This is a genomic window from Massilia oculi, assembly GCF_003143515.1.
GTDB classification, from domain to species: domain Bacteria; phylum Pseudomonadota; class Gammaproteobacteria; order Burkholderiales; family Burkholderiaceae_D; genus Telluria; species Telluria oculi.
In genome coordinates this window covers 4,509,629-4,528,723 of sequence record NZ_CP029343.1, presented here as the reverse complement: position 1 = coordinate 4,528,723, position 19,095 = coordinate 4,509,629, and the positions used below count along the sequence as shown (strand labels likewise).

Below are 19,095 nucleotides of genomic sequence, written 5' to 3'. Positions count from 1 at the left end.
GACGCGCCCGGACTACGGGAGTATGCACCTTCTTCAAAGCGAATGCCCCGTAGACGGGGCATTCGATATTCGGATTGCATGGCAGTTGCCTTGAAGGCAACGAGCGGAATCAGCGTTCGAGCACGATGCGCAGCATGCGGCGCAGCGGCTCGGCCGCGCCCCACAGCAGCTGGTCGCCGACCGTGAACGCCGACAGGTAGTCGTCGCCCATCGACATCTTGCGCAGGCGGCCGACCGGGATGCCCAGGCCGCCCGTCACCGCTGCCGGCGACAGGTCCCGCATCGACGCTTCGCGGGTGTTCGGCACCACCTTCACCCACTGGTTGTGCTTGGCGATGATGTCGTGGATCTCGTCCAGCGGCACGTCGCGGGTGAGCTTGATGGTCAGCGCCTGCGAGTGGCAGCGCATGGCGCCGATGCGCACGCACAGGCCGTCCACGGGAATCGCCCGGCCCGCGCCAGGGTTGCTGTCGAAGCCCGCGCCGCGGCCCAGGATCTTGTTGGTCTCGGCGCCGGCCTTCCATTCCTCTTTCGACTGGCCGTTGCCCAGGTCCTTGTCGATCCACGGGATCAGGTTGCCGGCCAGCGGCACGCCGAACTGCCTGGTCTCGTCGGCGGACAGGCCGTGCTGGGTCGCCAGCACGGTGCGGTCGATCTCGAGGATGGCCGATGCCGGATCGTCGAGCAGCGATTTCACCGCGCCGTTGATGGTGCCGAACTGGGTCAGCAGTTCGCGCATGTGCTGGGCGCCGCCGCCCGATGCCGCCTGATAGGTCATGGAGGTCATCCACTCGACCAGGCCGGCTTCGAACAGGCCGCCCAGGCCGATCAGCATGCACGACACGGTGCAGTTGCCGCCGATGTAGTTCTTCACGCCTTTCGACAGCGCGGCGTCGATCACCGAACGGTTGACCGGATCCAGCACGATGACGGCGTCATCGTTCATGCGCAGGGTCGACGCGGCGTCGATCCAGTAGCCGTTCCAGCCGGCCGCGCGCAGCTGCGGGAACACCTCGCTGGTGTAGTCGCCGCCCTGGCAGGAGATGATGATCTCGCATTTCGACAGTTCAGTAATGTCCGTAGCGCTTTTCAGCGTGGTTTCGTTTTTCGCCATCTTCGGCGCGGCGCCGCCAGGATTCGAGGTGGTGAAGAACACCGGCTCGATGTGGTCGAAATCGCCTTCCTCTTGCATGCGCTGCATGAGGACCGAGCCGACCATGCCGCGCCAACCTACCAGACCTACTAATTTCATCATCTTCTCTCAGGGTTGACTAAATTTTATGCGAGCGCCGCGACCACCGCGTTGCCCATCTCTTCGGTGCCCACTTTGGTGGACCCTGCTTCGTGGATATCGGGCGTGCGCAGCCCTTGCGCCAGCACGCGCTTGACTGCCGTCTCGATGCGGTCCGCCTGTTCGGTCAAGCCCAGCGAGAAGCGCAGCATCATCGCGCTTGAGAGGATCGTCGCCAATGGATTGGCCACGCCCTGCCCCGCGATGTCGGGCGCCGAACCGTGCGACGGTTCGTACAGGCCTTTGTTGTCGGCGTCGAGCGAGGCCGAGGGCAGCATGCCGATCGAACCGGTCAGCATCGCGGCGGCATCCGACAGGATATCGCCGAACATATTACCAGTAACGATCACGTCGAACTTCTTGGGCGCGCGAACCAGCTGCATGGCCGCGTTATCGACATACATGTGTTCGAGCGCGACGTCCTGGTATTCCTTGTGCACGTCGATGACGACGTCGCGCCAGAACTGGAAGGTTTCCAGCACATTGGCCTTGTCGACGCTGGTCACGCGCCTGTCGCGCTTGCGCGCCGCCTGGAAGGCGACGTGGGCGATGCGGCGGATCTCGCCTTCGGCGTAGCGCATGGTGTCGAAGCCCTCGCGCTGGCCCTTGAACGGGCCGTCCGGGCATTCGCGCACGCCGCGCGGCTTGCCGAAATAGATGTCGCCCGTCAGTTCGCGGATGATCAGGATGTCCAGGCCAGAGACGACCTCGGGCTTGAGGGTCGAGGCGCCCGCCAGTTCCGGGTACAGGATCGCCGGACGCAGGTTGGCGAACAGGTTTAACTCGCGGCGCAGGCCGAGGATGGCCTGTTCCGGACGCAGCGCGCGCTCGAGCGTGTCGTACTTGTAGTCGCCGACGGCGCCGAACAGCACCGCGTCGGCTTCCTTCGCCAGTTTCAGGGTGCCTTCCGGCAGCGGATGGCCGTGGGCCGCGTAGCCGGCGCCGCCGACTTCCGCGCTTTCCATCTCGAACGATTCGCCGAGGGCGTTCAATACCTTCACTGCTTGCGCGGTGATCTCCGGGCCGATGCCGTCACCCGGCAGGATCGCGATTTTCATTCAGCTGCTTTCTTCAGATGGTGTTGGCGAGCCACGGCTGGGCCGCGACGTGGCGTTGCTCGAAGGCGCGGATCGCGTCCGCATGGCGCAGGGTCAGGCCGATGTCGTCCAGGCCGTTCAGCAGGCAATATTTGCGGAACTCGTCGATGGCGAATTTGAACGACAGGCTGCCATCCTGCGTGCCGATACGCTGCTGCTCGAGGTCGATCACGAGCTGGAAGCCTTCATTGGCTTCGACCGCCTGGAACAGCGCTTCGACTTCTTCTTCCGAAAGCGCGATCGGCAGCAGGCCGATCTTGAAGCAGTTGTTGAAGAAGATGTCGGCGAAGCTCGGCGCGACCACGGCGCGGAAACCATACTGTTGCAGCGCCCACGGCGCGTGCTCGCGCGAGGAACCGCAGCCGAAGTTCTTGCGCGCCAGGAGGATCGAGGCGCCGGCGTAGCGCGGCTGGTTCAGCACGAAATCCGGATTGACCGGGCGCGTACTGCAATCCTGGCCCGGCTCGCCGTGATCCAGGTAACGCCACTCGTCGAACAGGTTCGGACCGAAGCCGGTGCGGCGGATCGATTTCAGGAACTGCTTCGGGATGATGGCGTCGGTATCGACATTGGCGCGGTCGAGCGGCGCCACCACTCCCTGGTGTACGGTGAATTTATCCATTTAACGTCATCCCCGCGCAGGCGGGGACCCAAGGTTGTTTATTTACCGCCGGCGCTGGTGACGACCTGGCCCACTTTCGACACATCGCGGCCGATGCCCGAGATGGTGTTGCAGCCGGCCAGCAGAATAGTAATGAGGGACAGTGCGAGTACTTTTTTCATGATCTTCCTGTTACTTGATATACGGTCGTGTCCGGTTAACGCATCAGAGCGCGCGTACGTCGACAAAGCGCCCGGCAATGCCCGCCGCCGCCGCCATCGCCGGCGACACCAGGTGGGTGCGTCCGCCCTGGCCCTGGCGGCCTTCGAAGTTGCGGTTCGAAGTCGAGGCGCAGCGCTCGCCCGGCTCCAGGCGGTCGGCATTCATCGCCAGGCACATCGAGCAGCCCGGCTCGCGCCATTCGAAACCGGCATCGACGAAGATGCGGTCCAGCCCTTCGCGCTCGGCCTGTTCCTTGACCAGGCCCGAACCCGGCACCACCATGGCCAGCTTGACGTTGGCGGCGCGATGCCGTCCGCGCACCACCTCGGCGGCGGCGCGCAGGTCTTCGATGCGCGAATTGGTGCACGAGCCGATGAACACCTTGTCGATCGCGATGGCGTCGATCGGGGTATTCGGCGCCAGGTCCATATAGGCCAGCGCCTTCTCGATCGCGCCGCGGCGCACCGGGTCGGCTTCGTTTTGCGGGTCGGGCACGCGGCCGTCGATCGCGGTGACCATTTCGGGCGACGTGCCCCAGGTGACTTGCGGCTGGATGTCTTTCGCGTCGAGTTCGACCACGGTGTCGAAGGCCGCGCCTTCATCCGTGTGCAGGGTGCGCCAGTAGGCGACGGCTTGCTCCCACTGCTCGCCCTTGGGCGAGAGCGGACGGTCCTTGACGTAGGCGATCGTGGTGTCGTCGACCGCCACCATGCCGGCGCGGGCGCCCGCTTCGATCGCCATATTACAGACCGTCATGCGGCCCTCCATCGACAGTGCGCGGATGGTCGAGCCGCCGAATTCGATCGCGTAGCCGGTGCCGCCGGCGGTGCCGATCTTGCCGATCACGGCCAGCACGATGTCCTTGGCGGTGACGCCGGGGTTCAGCGCGCCCTCGACCTTGACCAGCATCGATTTCGATTTCTTGGCCAGCAGCGTTTGCGTGGCCAGCACGTGCTCGACTTCCGAGGTGCCGATGCCGTGCGCCAGGCAGCCGAAGGCGCCGTGGGTCGAGGTGTGCGAATCGCCGCAGACGACGGTCATGCCCGGCAGGGTCGCGCCCTGCTCCGGCCCGATCACGTGCACGATGCCCTGGCGCTTGTCGTTCATGTCGAAATAGGTCAGGCCGAAGGCCTTGGTGTTGGCGTCGAGCGTCTCGACCTGCAGGCGCGAGGTCGGGTCGGCAATGCCTTGCGCGCGGTCGGTGGTCGGCACGTTGTGGTCGGCCACGGCCAGGTTCGCGGACACGCGCCATAGTCCACGGCCCGCTTCGCGCAGGCCGTCGAAGGCTTGCGGGCTGGTGACTTCGTGCACCAGGTGGCGGTCGATATAGAGGACGGTGGTGCCATCGGCGTCGGCACGCACGACATGGGAATCCCAGAGTTTGTCGTAGAGCGTTTTTTGCATGGTCGATCCAGTGTTGCGGTGAGATGGTGCACGGCCTGTCGAGACCGGGTTTTCGATTATGCCATAATTGTGCAGTGCCGCACCAAGCCGGGGCGACGCACGTTTATGCCAACGACCTTACCACGTGGCAAATAATATTTGCAAGGATTTTGGTATATGCAAATAAAAAAAGCCTGTGTCACAAACACAGGCTTTTGTCTGCGCTTTTGGCGCAAGCGGCGAACAGCGTTGCTTTTTATGCAGCCAGACGCACGCTGCTGCGGCAACCATCCATCAGGAACGACAGGCCCACCACCAGCACCAGCTCGCCCTCGGCCGAGCGCGCCGTACCGGTGATGCCTTCGACCGTCAGCGCGGTCATCGGCTTGATCACCAGGTCGGCCGTGCCGTCCACCGCTTCCATCGCCAGGATGTACGGTTGCGGCGCGTTGATGACGATGCCGACCTTCTCGGAAGCGGCCTCGTAGCCCAGCGCCAGCGCCAGCGAACGCACCGGTAGCGGGCGGCCCTGGTCCTTCAGCACCGGGGCGCCGCCGACACAGGCGAAATCGTCCGGCAGCTCGACCACGCGCTCGACGACGGCCATCGGCAGCGCCAGTTGCGCGCCCGAGGTCGACACCAGCATGGTCGGCACGATCGACAGCTCGATCGGCAGGCGGATCGCGAAGCGCGTGCCCTTGCCCAGCGAGGATTCGATGCGGATTGCGCCGCGGTTCTTCTCGACCGCCGTCTTCACGACGTCCATGCCGACGCCGCGGCCCGACACCGAGGAAGCCACTTCCTTGGTCGAGAAGCCCGGCAGGAACACGAGCTGATACGCGTCTTCGTCGCTCTGGGCGCCGTTCTCGCCGATCAGGCCCTTGTCGACCGCCTTCTTGCGCAGCTTGACCGGGTCCATGCCCTTGCCGTCGTCCTGCAGCACGATCATGACGCTGTTGGCCTCTTGCCAGGCTTTCAGCAGGATGAAGGCCTTGGCCGGCTTGCCATTGGCGACGCGTTCTTCGGGCGATTCGACACCGTGGTCCAGCGCGTTACGCAGCATGTGCACCAGCGGATCGTACAGGCTGTCCACCACCACGCGGTCGACTTCGGTCTCGGCGCCTTCGATGGTCAGTTCGACGTCCTTGCCGAGGTCTTTCGCCAGTTCGCGCACCAGGCGCGGGAATTTCTGGAACAGACGGCCGACCGGCTGCATGCGGGTCGCGAGCGTGGCGCGCTGCAGCTCGGCCGAGTAGCGCGAGGCGCGCTCCAGGGTCTCGGTGAGCGTGGCGATCAGCACCGCGGCCTGGCCTTCGAACTTGAACTGCTGCAGGCGCTCCAGCAGCACCGCGGCCTGGTTGGCGGCCTGCACCGACTCGCCGGCCACTTCGAGCAGCGCGTCGAGCTTGACCGCGTCGATACGGATGCTTTCGTCCTTGGCCGGTGCGGCGGCGGCAGGCTTGTTCTCGGTACGGCGCTCGACGCCGTCCCAGTTCCTGGCGGCGGGCGCTGCGGCGGCAGGGGCGGCTGCGGCGACCGGCGCGGCGGCGGCACCCGGATCGGCGGCCGGGGCCACGGCAGGAGCGGCCGCGGTCGCGGCGATCGCGTTCGCGGCCGGGACCACGGCGTTGTACATGCCGGTCCAGTCCAGGCCGTCCTCGCCGGCGGCGGCAGGCGCGGCCTCGGGGACAACTGCAGCCACCGCCGCGGCGGCCGGCGCCGGCGCAGCAGCGGGCGCGGGTGCGGCAACAGCCGCAGCAGGGGCGCTGTCCTTGCCTTCGATCGCGTCCATCAGGATGCGCTCGAGGTCGCCAGGCATCTGCGCCAGGCCTTCCGGCGGCGTGCCGTTGTTCAGGTCGCCGAGCTGGTCGGCCACGAAACCGGACGCCTGCAGCGCCGCCTCGATCGCGAGCGGCGTCACCGGCGCGGCGCCGGTGCGCAGCGCATCGAACAGGTTCTCGGTCAGGTGACAGGCCGCCACCAGCGCAGGCAGGCCCATGAAACCGGCGCCGCCCTTGATCGTGTGGAAAGACCGGAACACCGCGTTCAGCGTTTCCTTGTTATCGGGGTCGCGTTCGAGGCGCAGCAGGTGCTCTTCTACGTTTACCGCCAGATCCATCGCCTCGACGACGAAATCCTTCAGCATATCGTCCATTAGAATCCCAGATCGGCAAGAAGATCGTCAACATTGTCCTGGTTCAGCGCCGCTTCCGGCACCGACGGGCCTTGCATCAGCGGCGCGGGAGCCGCTGGCTGTTCCTTCTTGGCCAGCTTTTCCTTGATGTCCGGAGGCGCATTGTCGCGCAGCAGCTGGGCCAGCTCGCTCTCGACGGTCTGCGTGATCTTGACAACCTTCTTGATCAGCTGGCCGGTGATGTCCTGGAAGTCCTGGGCCATCATGATCTCGAGCAGACGTGCGCGTTCGGCTTCGGTTGCTTCGTTGACGAGCGCAGCGAACTGGCGCGAATCGCCGGCCAGGGCCTTGAATTCGTCCAGGCTCAGCTTGCCTTCAAACAGGTCGGCCCAGCGGGTTTCCATGTCCTTGGCCTGCTTTTGCAGCAGGTCCTGCGCCGGCATGCCCTCGTCCAGGGTGTTGAGCACCTTGTTGGCGGCCTGTTCGGTCAGGGTGGCGACGTATTCCAGGCGATCCTGGGCGTCGACGATCTGCGACGAAGCCTCGGTCAGCGCCCTGTCGTAGCCCAGCTCGCGCAGCGAGTCGTGCAGCAGGCGGACGATGCCGCCCAGGCGTTCGAACATGCCGCCTTCGTGGCCTTCCTCGGCCTGCGCACCCGCGGCTGGCGCGGCAGCGGCCGGCGCCACGGTGGCGACGGCGGCGGTGGCAGCCACGGCGGCGACCGCCGGGGCGGCGGTGGAAGACACCTGGTCGAACAGGGATTCCAGGTCGTCCTCGTCGTTGCTCGCGGCCGGGGCTGGCTCGTCCGCGGCGGCAGGGCCAGGCGGTGCGCTGGTGCGCTGCGCCGCCACTTCCTCGAATAGTGCGTCGAAATCGTCAGCGGCGTCGGTCATAATCCCTGCTTCTCCATAATGTATAAATGAGCAATCAGCTCTGCAATCCGGGGGTTCTGGTGCGTCCACCAGGCCGTTTCGGCCGTTTAAGTTTCGGTGGAGTAATTGAAGCGAGTGTAGCAGTGTGGTTGCCGTAGGTAAATCTCAGAGAAGGCAATGCAACAAAATGGACAGGGAAACTTAATTCCGCGACAATTAAAACAGGGTGTTCCTGATGCTTTTTATAAGCTCGGTGTTGTATTTTGTAATCGCAGGTCAGTTTTCCAAGGTTAGTGTCGCATCGCAGCCGGTTGCGTTCATTTGATGGAACTCAACTGTTTGCGTCTCAGAAATCGCCATCCTGCACTGAATCATCTGAATGTGCATGGCCACCCAAGAGGAACCATCATGTACCGCAAGATCCTGATCACCACCGACGGTTCGGCCGTATCGCAGCACACCGCCTGCGCGGGCGTCAAATTCGCGCAACAGATGGGCGCCGAGGTACTGGCCCTGTTCGTCGCCCCCGAGTACCAGTACCCAGTCTACGTCGAAATCATCCCGCCCTCCTACCCCAGCGAAGAAGAATACGTCGCCCAGATGCGGCGCATGGGCGAGGAATACATGGGCAAGATCACGCGCTCCTGCGCCGGCGCGAATCTCCGGTACCAATGCATGACGGCGTTTTCCGATTCGGCGGCGCTCAAGATCGTCGACGTCGCCGAGCGGGAAGGCTGCGACCTGATCTTCATGGGCTCGCACGGCCGCAGTGGCTGGAACCAGCTGCTGCTGGGCAGCGTCACCAACAAGGTGTTGTCGCACACGACCAAGCCGGTGCTGGTGCACCGCCTGATCGCCGAACCGGCGGCTGCTTGACCCCGCCCCTCCCTACGCCCATGTATTTACAGTTACAATGGTTTTTTGACTGATCCTGCGTAGGAAACCGCTTCAGGTTCGAGGAATCGATAATGGTAAGAATCGTCATCGCCGATGACCACACGATCATGCGCGAGGGCCTCAAGCGCATCCTGGACGGCGCCGAGGAAGTCGACATCGTGGGCGAGGCCACCAATGGCTTCGAAGTATTGTCGCTGGTACGCCAGGGCGGCTTCGACCTGCTGCTGCTCGACCTGTCCATGCCCGGCCGCAGCGGCGTCGACCTGATCCGGCAGGTGCGCAGCGAAGCGCCCAAGCTGGCCATCCTGATCCTGACCATGCACGAGGAAGAGCAGTACGCGGTGCGCGCGATCCGGGCTGGCGCCCAGGGCTATCTCACCAAGGAGAGCGCGGGCACCCAGCTGGTGGGGGCGATCCGCAAGGTGGCCTCGGGGCGTCCCTACATCAGCACCGAAGTGGCCGAACAATTGGCGCTGAACATCATGGCGCCGAGCGAGCAATTGTTGCACAAGCAGTTGTCAGACCGCGAATTCGAGGTGTTTTCGCTCCTGGTCAGCGGCAAGTCGATCACCGAGATCGCCAACGGCCTGCACCTGTCGGTGAAAACCGTCAGCACCCACAAGACCCGCATCATGCAGAAAATGGGCATGAGCTCGCTGTCCGAGATGGTGCAGTATGCCGTCGCACACCGCCTGTTGTCGCCACTGAAGGCGTGATGCGCTGATTTCATTTGACCGCCGCGCGTGGTTTTCGTGCGGCGCACCTCTCTTTTCCGCGGCTGGCGCCGCCACGCTGCCACACCCCGTCTGTTTCCGTCCTGCCACCTTCCGCCATTCGGGCGGCATTCTTGGTGGTAGGAGTATTCTTACGCCTGCACCATCTCTCCTACCTACATATTCAGGCAACGCTGATATTCGTGCCGGACTCGTGTTGGCATACTGAATTCAGCGTTTCGACTTGCTTGCGATCCAAGTCACGGCGTCAGCCATATAAAACCATGGCATGGCAGACGCGCTACCGCACGCTGCCGTGCCGCCGGGGTCGCGTGAAACCTGAGTTCCTTACCGGAGATGAGCATGCAGTCCCAGCCACCGTCAGATCAACGCAACGTTACCCAGCCTACCCTGCATTCCCCGATGGAAGCGGGACGCCAGCGCCAGGGTCGCCTCTGGTCCAACCTGAAAGAAGTGTGCGACCTGCTCCGTATTCCGGCCAGCGTGTCGGTGAGCTCCGAAGAACTGCTGTTCCAACACGTGCAGTTCAAGACGGGCCAGCGCGTGCACACGATCGGCCAGGCCTTCGACACCCTGTACATCGTCAACTCGGGCTTCCTCAAGACGGTGCTGATCGACGAATTCGGCAACGAACAGGTGCTGAGCTTCCCCATGAAGGGCGATATGCTCGGCGTCGACGGCATCCACACCCGCCACTACGCCTCCGAGGCCGTGGCGCTGTCCGACTGCGACCTGATCCTGCTGCCGTTCAAGAAACTGACCGCGCTGGGTCGCGTCCACAGCGAACTCGAGAACATGATGTACGGCGTGATGAGCCGCGAGCTGGTGCGCGAGCAGACCATGATCGGCATGCTCGGCGCCCTGTCGGCCGAGGCGCGCGTGGCCCGCTTCCTGGTCTCGCTGGCCGACCGCTTCGCCGCGATGGGTTATTCCAGCAAGCTGTTCAACCTGCGCATGACGCGCCACGAGATCGGCAGCTACCTCGGCCTCACGCTCGAGACCGTCAGCCGCACCTTGTCGGCCTTCAACGAAATCGGCCTGATCACCGTCGACCAGCGCACCATCGGCATCAAGGATGCCGAAGCGCTCAAGACCTTGCGCCGCCTGCCGCCGTCGCGTTCGCGCACCAAGGCCAGCGCCAAGCAGAAGGCTGAGCTCGATCAGCCTGGCGATGACCAGGTGCTGGCCACCGTCTGACGCCTCCGACATCACGCCAACGACGATGCCCGCGTGCGAAAGCGGGCATCGTCGTTGGAATTTCAGTTATTCCTTATCGAGCGACAACACACCATCGTTAACCCGTACCCGATCACCCTTGCGGTATCCGGGGTTGTTGTCATAGTCGATCGCCTGGGTCGCTTCGGTCGTATCGAAGCGCACCGTCACCCGATACCGCTGGGCGGCCTGCACGTCGCTGGCCAGTGGCCGCGCTCCCCCCGTCGCCTCGCGCACGATCTCGACCTTTTCGACCACCGCACAACTGGTGCAGTAGCGCGCCACGCGTGGACGCTCGGTCGCGCGCGGCGGCGGCGGGGCGGCGCCCGGGGCCGCGCTGGCGACGCCGGCGTCCTTCGAGGCCAACTGGCGCACGGGCTCCTGCCCCTGCGCCGATGCCGCCGCGCCGCTCACCAGGCCGTCGCGCAGCACGGTGGTCGCGACCTGGCTGCCCAGCCGCATTTCGGCGGTCACCGGGCTGTTTGGCTGGAAGCGGTCGTGGTTGCCGATCACATAGCTGCCGCTGTAGCGGCCGGGGTCGGTTTCCTGCATCTGGACGCCGCGGGTGGCCCCTTCGATGCTCACGTTCACCGTGGCGTTCCGGGTCCCGTACACATGGAAGTGCAAGGCCGCGCCCTGCTCCAGGCGCTGCACTTTTTCGACATGGAAGCCTTCGATGGCGGGCGTGACCGTGCGGCTGAGCGGCAGGGTCTGCGCCAGGGCCGTGCTGCTCGTCGCCAGCAGCATGCCGGCCGGCGCCAGGGCCACCACCAGGGAACACATCAGAATGCGTTTTTTCATGGCAATCTCCGAATATTCTAGAAACAAGCGGACGGCAAGACACCGCCTTCGATCCAAGCAGACAATACCCCAGTGCAAAAACGAGGTCCGTACGGTTACGAACCAACGGCCGGCGGGCGCTAACGGATGGCGTGGACGGCGTCGCCCGAGGTGACGTAGATGTGATCGCCCGGCCCGGGCTTGACCGCATGGCCGCCGGTAAACGCACCGAAGGATGGCAGGATCAATCCCTGCTCGCCGACGACGAAGCAAGGCAGGCGCAGCGCATCGAAGCGCGTCGCCAGCACATAGACCGGGTGCACATGGCCGGCCAGGCCATAGCCTGGCGCGTCGACACCTGGATGGTGGCAAAAGGCAAATGGTCCGATCGCATGCGGCTCGTCCACCAGCGTCATCCCCAGCGCCGCCGCCGGGTCGCCCGCGTGCAGGTCGTGGTTGCCGCGCACCAGCGTCAAGGCCAGGTCGGGATGACGCTGGCGCCAGGCCAGCATCGCCAGCTGGGTCGAGCTGGCGTGGGCGGCGCGCGCATGCAGGAAGTCTCCCAGGAACACCACCTGGCGCGCGCCGTGCGCCGCCACCAGGGCGTCCAGGCCGGCCAGGTTTTCCGAGGTCGTGCCGCGCGGTACCGGCACGCCCAGTGCGCGGAAGGCGGCCGCCTTGCCGAAGTGGATGTCGGCGATGATCAGCATCCGTTCGCGCGGCCAATGGATGGCCTTTTCCGGCAGCAGCAGGAGCGATTCGCCGGCCACCTCCACCATGACGCCGCTCACGCCGCCGCCTTCTCGAGTTCGCGCAGCATGCGCGCCACGCGGTCGTTGAGTTTCTCGGTGCTGACCTTTTCACGGAAGCGTTCGACCATCAGCGCAAACCCGAACGGCGTCGCACGTTTCACTTCGCAATAGGCGATCCTGCGCGCGTGCAGCTCGGTGAGCGTGTCGCGCAGACGGGTCAGCTCGAGCTCCTGCTCCATCACCTCGCGCTCGGCCTGGGTGAGCAGCAGGTTGCCGGCATCGTGCTTGCGAAACACCTCGAAGAACAGCGACGACGAGGCCTGCAGCTGGCGGTTCGACTTCGGCTGGCCCGGGTAGCCCGAGAACACCAGGCCGGCGATGCGCGCCACTTCGCGGAAACGCTGCTGCGACAGCTGGGTCGCGTTCAGGCTGTCGACCACGTCTTCCAGCAGGCGCGCCGTGTCGAACAGGTCCACGCCGGCGCCGGTCGGCGCGTCGAACATGCGCGCCCAGTCGACGGGCTCGGGTGCCATCAGCTCGAAACCGTAGTCGTTGATGGCGATCGAAAACGTGATCGGCTGCACCCGGCCGACGCGAAAAGCGATCAGCGACGCCAAGCCCATGTGCACCGAGCGGCCCGCAAACGGATACACGAACAGGTGATAACCCTCACGGCTCTTCATCGACTCGAGCACCAGTACCTCGCTCGTCGGCAGCGCCGACCAGCGCTGCTGGATCTCGATCAGCGGCTCGATGGCGCGCATCTCGGGGCCGTCGAACACGCCCCCGTCGGCCAGGCGCAGCTCTTCCAGCGCGGCGTGGGCCAGCTCGTTCGACATCGGCATCTTGGCGCCCTGCCAGCGCGCGATCGCGCCGCGGGTGCCGCTGGCGCGCTTCACGAAGGCGGTCAGCTCGTGCACGCGCACGAATTCCAGGATGCGCCCGCCGAACAGGAAGCGGTCCCCGGGCTTCAGGCGCGAGATGAAGGATTCCTCCACGCTACCGATCCGGCCGCCAGTCATGAATTTCACCTGGATCGTGGCGTCCGACATGATGGTGCCGATACCCATCCGATGGCGGCGGCCGATGGCGCTGTCGGGCACGCGGTAGACGCCCTCGTCGTCCGGCAGCACGCGCCGGTATTCGGGATACACGGTCAGGCTCTGGCCGCCGCGCGCGACGAAGTCGAGCGCCCACTGCCATTCTTCCTCGGTCAGGTGGCGGTAGGACCAGGCCTGGCGCACCTCTTCATACAACTCCGCGGAGCGAAAGCCGCCGCCCAGCGCCACCGTCACCAGGTGCTGCACCAGCACGTCGAACGGCTTGTTCGGCACGTAGCGGCCTTCGATGCGGCGCGCCGCCACCGCCTTCTTGGCGCCGGCCGCTTCGAGCAGCTCGAGGCTGTTGGTCGGCACCAGGGTCACCCGCGAGACACGGCCCGGCGCATGGCCGCTGCGGCCGGCGCGCTGCAGCAGGCGCGCCACGCCCTTGGCGCTGCCGATCTGCAGCACGCGCTCGACCGGCAGGAAGTCCACGCCAAGATCGAGGCTGGCGGTGCAGATCACCGCCTTTAATATGCCGTTCTTGAGGCCCAGCTCGACCCACTCGCGCACCTCGCGGTCGAGCGAGCCGTGGTGCAGCGCGATCACGCCGGCCCAGTCGGGCCGCGCCTCCAGGATGTTCTGGTACCAGATCTCGGCCTGCGAGCGGGTATTGGTGAACACCAGGGTCGCCTCGTGCCCCTCGATTTCATGGATCACCGGCTGCAGCATCTGCAAGCCCAGGTGGCCCCCCAGGGGAAGCGCGAAACGTTCGCGGGGATCAGGCTGTCGACCACGATTTTCTTACGCGTATCGCCTTCGACCAGGACACCGGAATCGCTACCCAGCAGCACCTGCCGCGCCAGGTCGAGATTGCCCATCGTGGCCGACACGCCCCATACCAGCAGTTCGGGACGCCAGCGCCGCAACCTGGCCAACGCCAGCTGCACCTGCACGCCGCGCTTGCTGCCCATCAGTTCATGCCACTCATCGACGATGATCATGTCGAGGTGGCGAAACTGTTCATGGGCGGCGGCATTGCTGATCATGAGCGTCAGGCTTTCGGGCGTCGTCACCAGTGCGGCCGGCATGCTGCGCGTCTGGCGCGCCCGCTCGGCCGGCTTGGTGTCGCCGGTGCGCGCACCGATGCGCCATTCGGGCAGCAGCTCGGCGGCGGAATCTTCCAGTGCGCGCTGGGTGTCGGCAGCCAGGGCGCGCATCGGCGTGATCCACAGCACGCGCAAGCCCGCCTTGGCGCGGCCCTTGTCGAGCCCCGCGCGTTGCAGCGCTGCGAACCAGACGGCGAAGGTCTTGCCGGCGCCGGTGTTCGCGTGCAGCAGGCCGGATTCACCCTTGAGCGCTGCCTTCCATACGGCGCGCTGGAACGGGAACGCGGTCCAGCCGCGCGTCTCGTACCACTCGCTCAAGCGTTGGGCTACCTCGTTGCGACTCATGCGGTGGCCGCCTCCAGCAAGCCCTTGAGCGTATCGAGCGTGTCCGCTTCGTCCACCGGCTTATCGAGACGCCGGCGCAGGATGCGCGGAAAGCGCACCGCGATCCCCGCCTTGTGGCGCGGCGACAGCGCGATGCCCTCGAATCCGATCTCGAACACCATGGTCGGCTTGACCGAACGCACCGGCCCGAATTTCTCGATGGTCGTGCGCCGGATGGCGTTGTCGACCTGGGCGATCTCGGCGTCGGTCAGGCCCGAATAGGCTTTCGCGAACGGCACCAGCCTGCGCTCGGCGCCTTCGCCATCCCATACGGCGAAAGTGTAGTCGGTGTAGAGCGAGGCGCGCCGGCCGCTGCCCGGCTGGGCGTACAGCAGCACGGCGTCGATGGCGTAAGGGTCGATCTTCCACTTCCACCAGGTGCCGACGTCCTTGGTGCGGCCGACGCCGTAGTGGGCGGTGCGGCTCTTGAGCATCATGCCCTCCACGCCGCGGGCGCGCGAGCCGGCGCGCAGGGTCGCCAGCGCTTCCCAGCTGTCGGCGTGGACCAGCGGCGACAGGCGCAGCTGCGGCTGGTCGAGCTTCTCGATCTCCACTTCGAGCAGCGCGCGCCGCTCATGCTGCGGCAAGCCGCGCAGGTCGACGCCGTCAAGCTCCAGCAGGTCGTAGCAGCACAATACGGCCGGCAGTTCGCCCAGCAGCCTGGCGGACAGGGTCTTGCGGCCGATGCGCTTCTGCAGATCGGCGAAAGGAGAAGGCAGGTCGGAATCCGGCTGCCAGATCAGCACCTCGCCGTCGAGCACCATCCCGTCGGGCAGGCGCGCCGCCGCCAGCTCGGGAAAGCGTTCGGTGATCAGGTCCTCGCCGCGCGACCACAAAAAGCTCTGGCCGTCGCGCCGCACCAGTTGCGCGCGGATGCCGTCGTACTTCCATTCGACCAGCCAGTCGTCCAGTTCGCCCAGGCTCGCCGGGTCGCCATTCAGTTGGTGTGACAGGAAGAAGGGATATGGCTGGCCGCCGCGCAGCTTGTGCTCCTCGTCGGACTGCTCGGCGATCAGTTGCAGAAAGCCGCTGGCCGTCGGTTTCACGCGGCCGTCGGTCCAGCCCATCAGGCGCTGGGCAACGAGCTTGCTGTCGACCGCCGCGATCGCCGCCAGCGCGCGCGTCACCAGGAGCTTCGATACCCCGACCCGGAAGCCCCCGCCGATCAGTTTCACCAGCAGGAAGCGCTCGCGCCAATCCAGCTCGTTCCAGTAGACGAACAACGCCTCGCGGATGCGGCCAGGATCGGCGCCGCGCAGGGGACCGATGCGCTGCTCCATCCATTCGGCCAGGCCGACGTCCGAACGTTCGGCAGGCGGCGGCAGGATGTGGGCGATGGTCTCGGCGAAGTCGCCCACCGCGTGATAGGACTCGTCGAACAGCCATTCGTCCAGGCCCGCGTATTCGATGGCGAACTGGCGCAGCAGCTTGGTCGGCACCGCCTGGCGCGGCTTGCCGCCAGCCAGGAAGTACACAGCCCAGGCGGCGTTCTCGGGCGCGGCATTGGCGAAGTAACCCTGCAGCGCGTCGAGCTTGCGGGTGGTCGACGTGGTTTCGTCGAGGTCGGCGTACAGGCGCGCGAATTCACGCATTGGCCGCTCCAGCCGCGGCGTCCGCTGCCGGCGCCTCGTCCTCCTCTTCGTCCCCATACTCGGTGTCGAAGCCCGACGCATCCAGCCCGTTCTGGCACAGCCAGCGCACCAGGATCGTGATCGAGCCGTGGGTGACGATGACCCGTTCCGCCTCCGTCGACTTGATGGCGCTCATCAGGCCGGGCCAGTCCGCGTGGTCGGACAGCACGAAGCCGCGGTCGACGCCGCGCCGGCGCCGCGCGCCGCGCAGCAGCATCCAGCCGCTGGCGAACGAGTCGCTGTAGTCGCCGAAGCGCTTCATCCAGGGCGAGCCGCTGGCGGACGGCGGCGCCACCACCAGCGCGCGGCGCAAGGCCGCCTTCTCGATATCGGTGACCAGGACCGTTGGCGGGATGTCGACGCCTTCCGCCCGGTAGGCGCGGTTCAGCGGCTCGACCGAGCCATGGCAGACGATGGGACCAATCGATGGATCGAGCCCGGCCAGGATGCGCTGCGCCTTGCCGAAGGAATAGGCGAACACCACGCTGCAGCGTCCTTCCTCGGCATTCTTGCGCCACCAGGTGTTGATCTCTTCCATCAACTGGGCTTCCGGCTGCCAGCGGTAGATCGGCAGGCCGAACGTCGATTCGGTGATGAAGGTGTCGCAGCGCACCGGCTCGAACGGCGCGCAGGTCTTGTCCGGTTCGACCTTGTAGTCGCCCGACGCTACCCAGACTTCGCCGCCGCATTCCATGCGCACCTGGGCCGAGCCGAGGACATGGCCGGCCGGGTGCAGTGAGATCGTCACGCCGTTGTGGGTGACCTTTTCGCCATACTGGAGCGCATCGACCGAGATATCGCCCAGGCGCGACTTGAGCACGCCGATGCCGGGCGCCGCCGCCAGATAGTGGCCGTGGCCGACGCGCGCGTGGTCGCCGTGGGCATGCGTGATGACGGCGCGCGCCACCGGCCGCCACGGGTCGATGTAGAAATCCCCCGGCACGCAGTACAGCCCCTCCTTGCGGACGACGACCATGTCTCCCATCGGCATCCTTTACGTGGCTACCTGATCGAGGAAATCGGCCATGAAGCTGCGGCGTTCTCCATCCGGGAAGTCGACCGTCACCTGATCGCCGGCGATGGCGACCACCACCCCTTCGCCATACCTGGCCGACCTGGCGCGCGCGCCTGCCTCGAACTTCGGCTTTGTCGCTTCCTCCAGCGGCTCGCGGTCGAATTCGTCGTCGCGGATCACGATGTCTTCGGACAGGCTCAGCGCCGGAGGATTCAGGCAGTTGTCGCACTTGCAGCAGTGTTCAAATCCAGGCGCCCGGTCGCCGAAGTAATCGAGCAGCAGCTTCCAGCGGCAAAAGCCGCTGACGGCGTAGCCGACCATCTGGTTCAGGGCTTCCTTGTCGTGTTCCTGCTTCTGCACGTACACCTGGGCCAGGCGCGCGAATACGCCGGGCCGCGGCTCGGTTGCACTGGGGATGTACTCCAGCTTGCGGTTCTGGCGCAGCAGCTTGGCGTCCTTGAGCAACTTGAGGCAGACCTTGATATTCGAATCGGCGACGTCTTCCAGCGCCGCATCGAGGCGCTTGAGCGCCACCGGCCCCTCGCCGCCCAGGCTGCGCACGCTGGCGTGCACCAGTTGCAGTTCCTCGGCATCCGGATAATGCTTCATCAGGAAGAACTGCTGCAGGCGCTTGTCGTCCTGCAGGAACAGCAAGGTGCATTCGGCATCGAGTCCATCACGTCCGGCGCGACCCGATTCCTGGTAATAGGATTCGAGATTGGCCGGGATCTGCAGGTGGATCACGAAGCGTGTATCGCTCTTGTCGATGCCCATGCCGAAGGCATTGGTCGCCACCATCACGCGGCGCTCGCCTTCCATGAACAGGTCCTGGTTCATTTTTCGCTCGGCCGCCGACAGCTTGCCGTGATAGAGCGTGACCGACTCGCCGGCCTCCTCAAGCACGGCCAGCATCTCCTCGGCCACCTTGACGGTGGCGGCGTACACGATGCCGACGCCTTGTGTTTCCTGCACCAGGCGCAACGCCTCCCGGTATTTCTCCCTGGGGCTGGTGACCTGCCGCACGCGGTAATGCAGGTTGGGCCGGTAGATGCCGGTATTGATCACATTCAGCTTGCGGCCCAGCTGCTTGCCGATGTCGGCGATTACCTCGTCGGTGGCGGTGGCCGTGAGCGCCAGCACCGGCGGGCGGCCGATCGCTTCGATCGCGGCGGCCAGGCCGATATAGGCCGGGCGGAAGTCGTGTCCCCATTGCGAGATGCAGTGCGCCTCGTCGATCACGACGATGTCGAGCGTGACCTGGCGCAGCACGGCGATGAATTCGGGCGAGACCAGGCGTTCCGGGGTGCAGAACACGATTTCGCAGGACTCGGTGGCGATCGCCTCGAGCGCGGCGTGTTCTTCGTCGGACGACAGGCTGCTGTTGACCTGGACCGATCGGATGCCGATCTCTTCCAGCTTCTCGAGCTGGTCCTTCATGAGCGAGATGAGCGGAGAAACGACGACCGTGATCCCCTCCAGCATCTTGGCCGGGATCTGGTAGCACAGCGACTTTCCGCCGCCGGTGGGCATGATGGCCAGGGTGTCCTTGCCGTCGAGTACGCTGTCGATCACGCGCTGCTGGCCTTCGCGCAGCTGCGCGATGCCGAACACGGCGCTCAGGAGGCGTCGGATGGTATTACGGCGCACGGCGAGCAGGCCGCGGTGCATGAGGGTGGGGTCGTGTCGGGTCATGATGAAGTCGACTTTATTAGCACGGCGACAACTCGACTATAGGACGCCACCTACTTCATGCGTAGGAGGTCAACTTTTGGCGGGGTCGTCACGTTAAAGGCGTAGTGCTAAGCTGATTGTGTCAATTGTGCGACACAAATTCTCGACAAGGTTTAGTCCTACAACTAGACGGATATTTGACCGATGCCGGGTGTCCAGCTAGACATTTACTATGTGACCATCATTCACAGCCCCGCCATCTTCAGG

Annotated in this window: 15 protein-coding genes and 1 pseudogene; 3 read left to right on the top strand and 13 right to left on the bottom strand. The window is 65.3% G+C overall.

From position 1 onward, the window contains the following. Positions 1 to 109 precede the first annotated feature (109 nt). The 7 genes from asd to DIR46_RS20375 all read right to left on the bottom strand — a co-directional run bounded on the left by asd (position 110) and on the right by DIR46_RS20375 (position 7,621). Positions 110 to 1,252 carry an aspartate-semialdehyde dehydrogenase gene (gene asd, locus DIR46_RS20400; protein WP_109348093.1) on the bottom strand — a complete coding sequence of 381 codons (1,143 nt, stop codon included), beginning with the start codon at positions 1,250 to 1,252 and terminating at the stop codon, positions 110 to 112. A gap of 26 nt (positions 1,253 to 1,278) precedes the next feature. Next, the gene (gene leuB, locus DIR46_RS20395; RefSeq protein ID WP_109346877.1) at positions 1,279 to 2,349 is read right to left on the bottom strand and encodes a 3-isopropylmalate dehydrogenase; all 1,071 of its coding nucleotides are present in this window, start codon (positions 2,347 to 2,349) and stop codon (positions 1,279 to 1,281) included. A 13-nt stretch (positions 2,350 to 2,362) separates the two neighbouring features. Continuing rightward, complete coding sequence (leuD, locus tag DIR46_RS20390) at positions 2,363 to 3,010, bottom strand: 3-isopropylmalate dehydratase small subunit (protein ID WP_109346876.1); 648 nt, start codon at positions 3,008 to 3,010, stop codon at positions 2,363 to 2,365. 38 nt (positions 3,011 to 3,048) lie between these two features. After that, the gene (locus DIR46_RS26155; protein WP_115766706.1) at positions 3,049 to 3,171 is read right to left on the bottom strand and encodes a lipoprotein; all 123 of its coding nucleotides are present in this window, start codon (positions 3,169 to 3,171) and stop codon (positions 3,049 to 3,051) included. 43 nt (positions 3,172 to 3,214) lie between these two features. After that, on the bottom strand, positions 3,215 to 4,615 hold the full coding sequence (gene leuC, locus DIR46_RS20385; protein ID WP_109346875.1) for a 3-isopropylmalate dehydratase large subunit: 1,401 nt from the start codon (positions 4,613 to 4,615) through the stop codon (positions 3,215 to 3,217). A 235-nt stretch (positions 4,616 to 4,850) separates the two neighbouring features. Next, positions 4,851 to 6,749: a chemotaxis protein CheA gene (locus DIR46_RS20380; RefSeq protein WP_109346874.1), complete on the bottom strand. Its 1,899-nt coding sequence runs from the start codon at positions 6,747 to 6,749 to the stop codon at positions 4,851 to 4,853. After that, the gene (locus DIR46_RS20375; protein WP_109346873.1) at positions 6,749 to 7,621 is read right to left on the bottom strand and encodes a protein phosphatase CheZ; all 873 of its coding nucleotides are present in this window, start codon (positions 7,619 to 7,621) and stop codon (positions 6,749 to 6,751) included. The genes DIR46_RS20380 and DIR46_RS20375 overlap by 1 nt, the downstream gene beginning before the upstream one ends. Positions 7,622 to 8,008: 387 nt before the next feature. Between DIR46_RS20375 and DIR46_RS20370 the strand changes: the two genes are divergently transcribed. The 3 genes from DIR46_RS20370 to DIR46_RS20360 all read left to right on the top strand — a co-directional run bounded on the left by DIR46_RS20370 (position 8,009) and on the right by DIR46_RS20360 (position 10,428). After that, entirely contained in the window at positions 8,009 to 8,476 is a 468-nt protein-coding gene (locus DIR46_RS20370; RefSeq protein WP_109346872.1) for a universal stress protein, read from the top strand. 92 nt (positions 8,477 to 8,568) lie between these two features. Next, entirely contained in the window at positions 8,569 to 9,213 is a 645-nt protein-coding gene (locus tag DIR46_RS20365) for a response regulator (RefSeq protein WP_005662702.1), read from the top strand. 420 nt (positions 9,214 to 9,633) lie between these two features. After that, positions 9,634 to 10,428 (top strand): Crp/Fnr family transcriptional regulator, encoded by a 795-nt coding sequence (locus DIR46_RS20360; RefSeq protein ID WP_109346871.1) that lies wholly within the window; start codon positions 9,634 to 9,636, stop codon positions 10,426 to 10,428. A gap of 66 nt (positions 10,429 to 10,494) precedes the next feature. Here DIR46_RS20360 and DIR46_RS20355 read toward each other — a convergent pair whose 3' ends face one another. The 6 genes and pseudogenes from DIR46_RS20355 to DIR46_RS20330 all read right to left on the bottom strand — a co-directional run bounded on the left by DIR46_RS20355 (position 10,495) and on the right by DIR46_RS20330 (position 18,849). Beyond that, complete coding sequence (locus DIR46_RS20355; protein WP_109346870.1) at positions 10,495 to 11,247, bottom strand: hypothetical protein; 753 nt, start codon at positions 11,245 to 11,247, stop codon at positions 10,495 to 10,497. Between the two features lie 119 nt (positions 11,248 to 11,366). Further along, positions 11,367 to 12,017 (bottom strand): ligase-associated DNA damage response endonuclease PdeM, encoded by a 651-nt coding sequence (gene pdeM / locus DIR46_RS20350; protein WP_109346869.1) that lies wholly within the window; start codon positions 12,015 to 12,017, stop codon positions 11,367 to 11,369. Continuing rightward, positions 12,014 to 14,472: pseudogene (locus tag DIR46_RS20345) on the bottom strand (ligase-associated DNA damage response DEXH box helicase). Before DIR46_RS20345 ends, pdeM begins: the two are co-directional and overlap by 4 nt. Next, positions 14,469 to 16,103 (bottom strand): ATP-dependent DNA ligase, encoded by a 1,635-nt coding sequence (locus tag DIR46_RS20340; RefSeq protein WP_109346868.1) that lies wholly within the window; start codon positions 16,101 to 16,103, stop codon positions 14,469 to 14,471. Before DIR46_RS20340 ends, DIR46_RS20345 begins: the two are co-directional and overlap by 4 nt. Continuing rightward, on the bottom strand, positions 16,096 to 17,127 hold the full coding sequence (locus tag DIR46_RS20335) for a ligase-associated DNA damage response exonuclease (RefSeq protein WP_109346867.1): 1,032 nt from the start codon (positions 17,125 to 17,127) through the stop codon (positions 16,096 to 16,098). The genes DIR46_RS20340 and DIR46_RS20335 overlap by 8 nt, the downstream gene beginning before the upstream one ends. A 9-nt stretch (positions 17,128 to 17,136) precedes the next feature. Next, positions 17,137 to 18,849: a RecQ family ATP-dependent DNA helicase gene (locus DIR46_RS20330; protein WP_109346866.1), complete on the bottom strand. Its 1,713-nt coding sequence runs from the start codon at positions 18,847 to 18,849 to the stop codon at positions 17,137 to 17,139. Between the last annotated feature and the right edge of the window lie 246 nt (positions 18,850 to 19,095).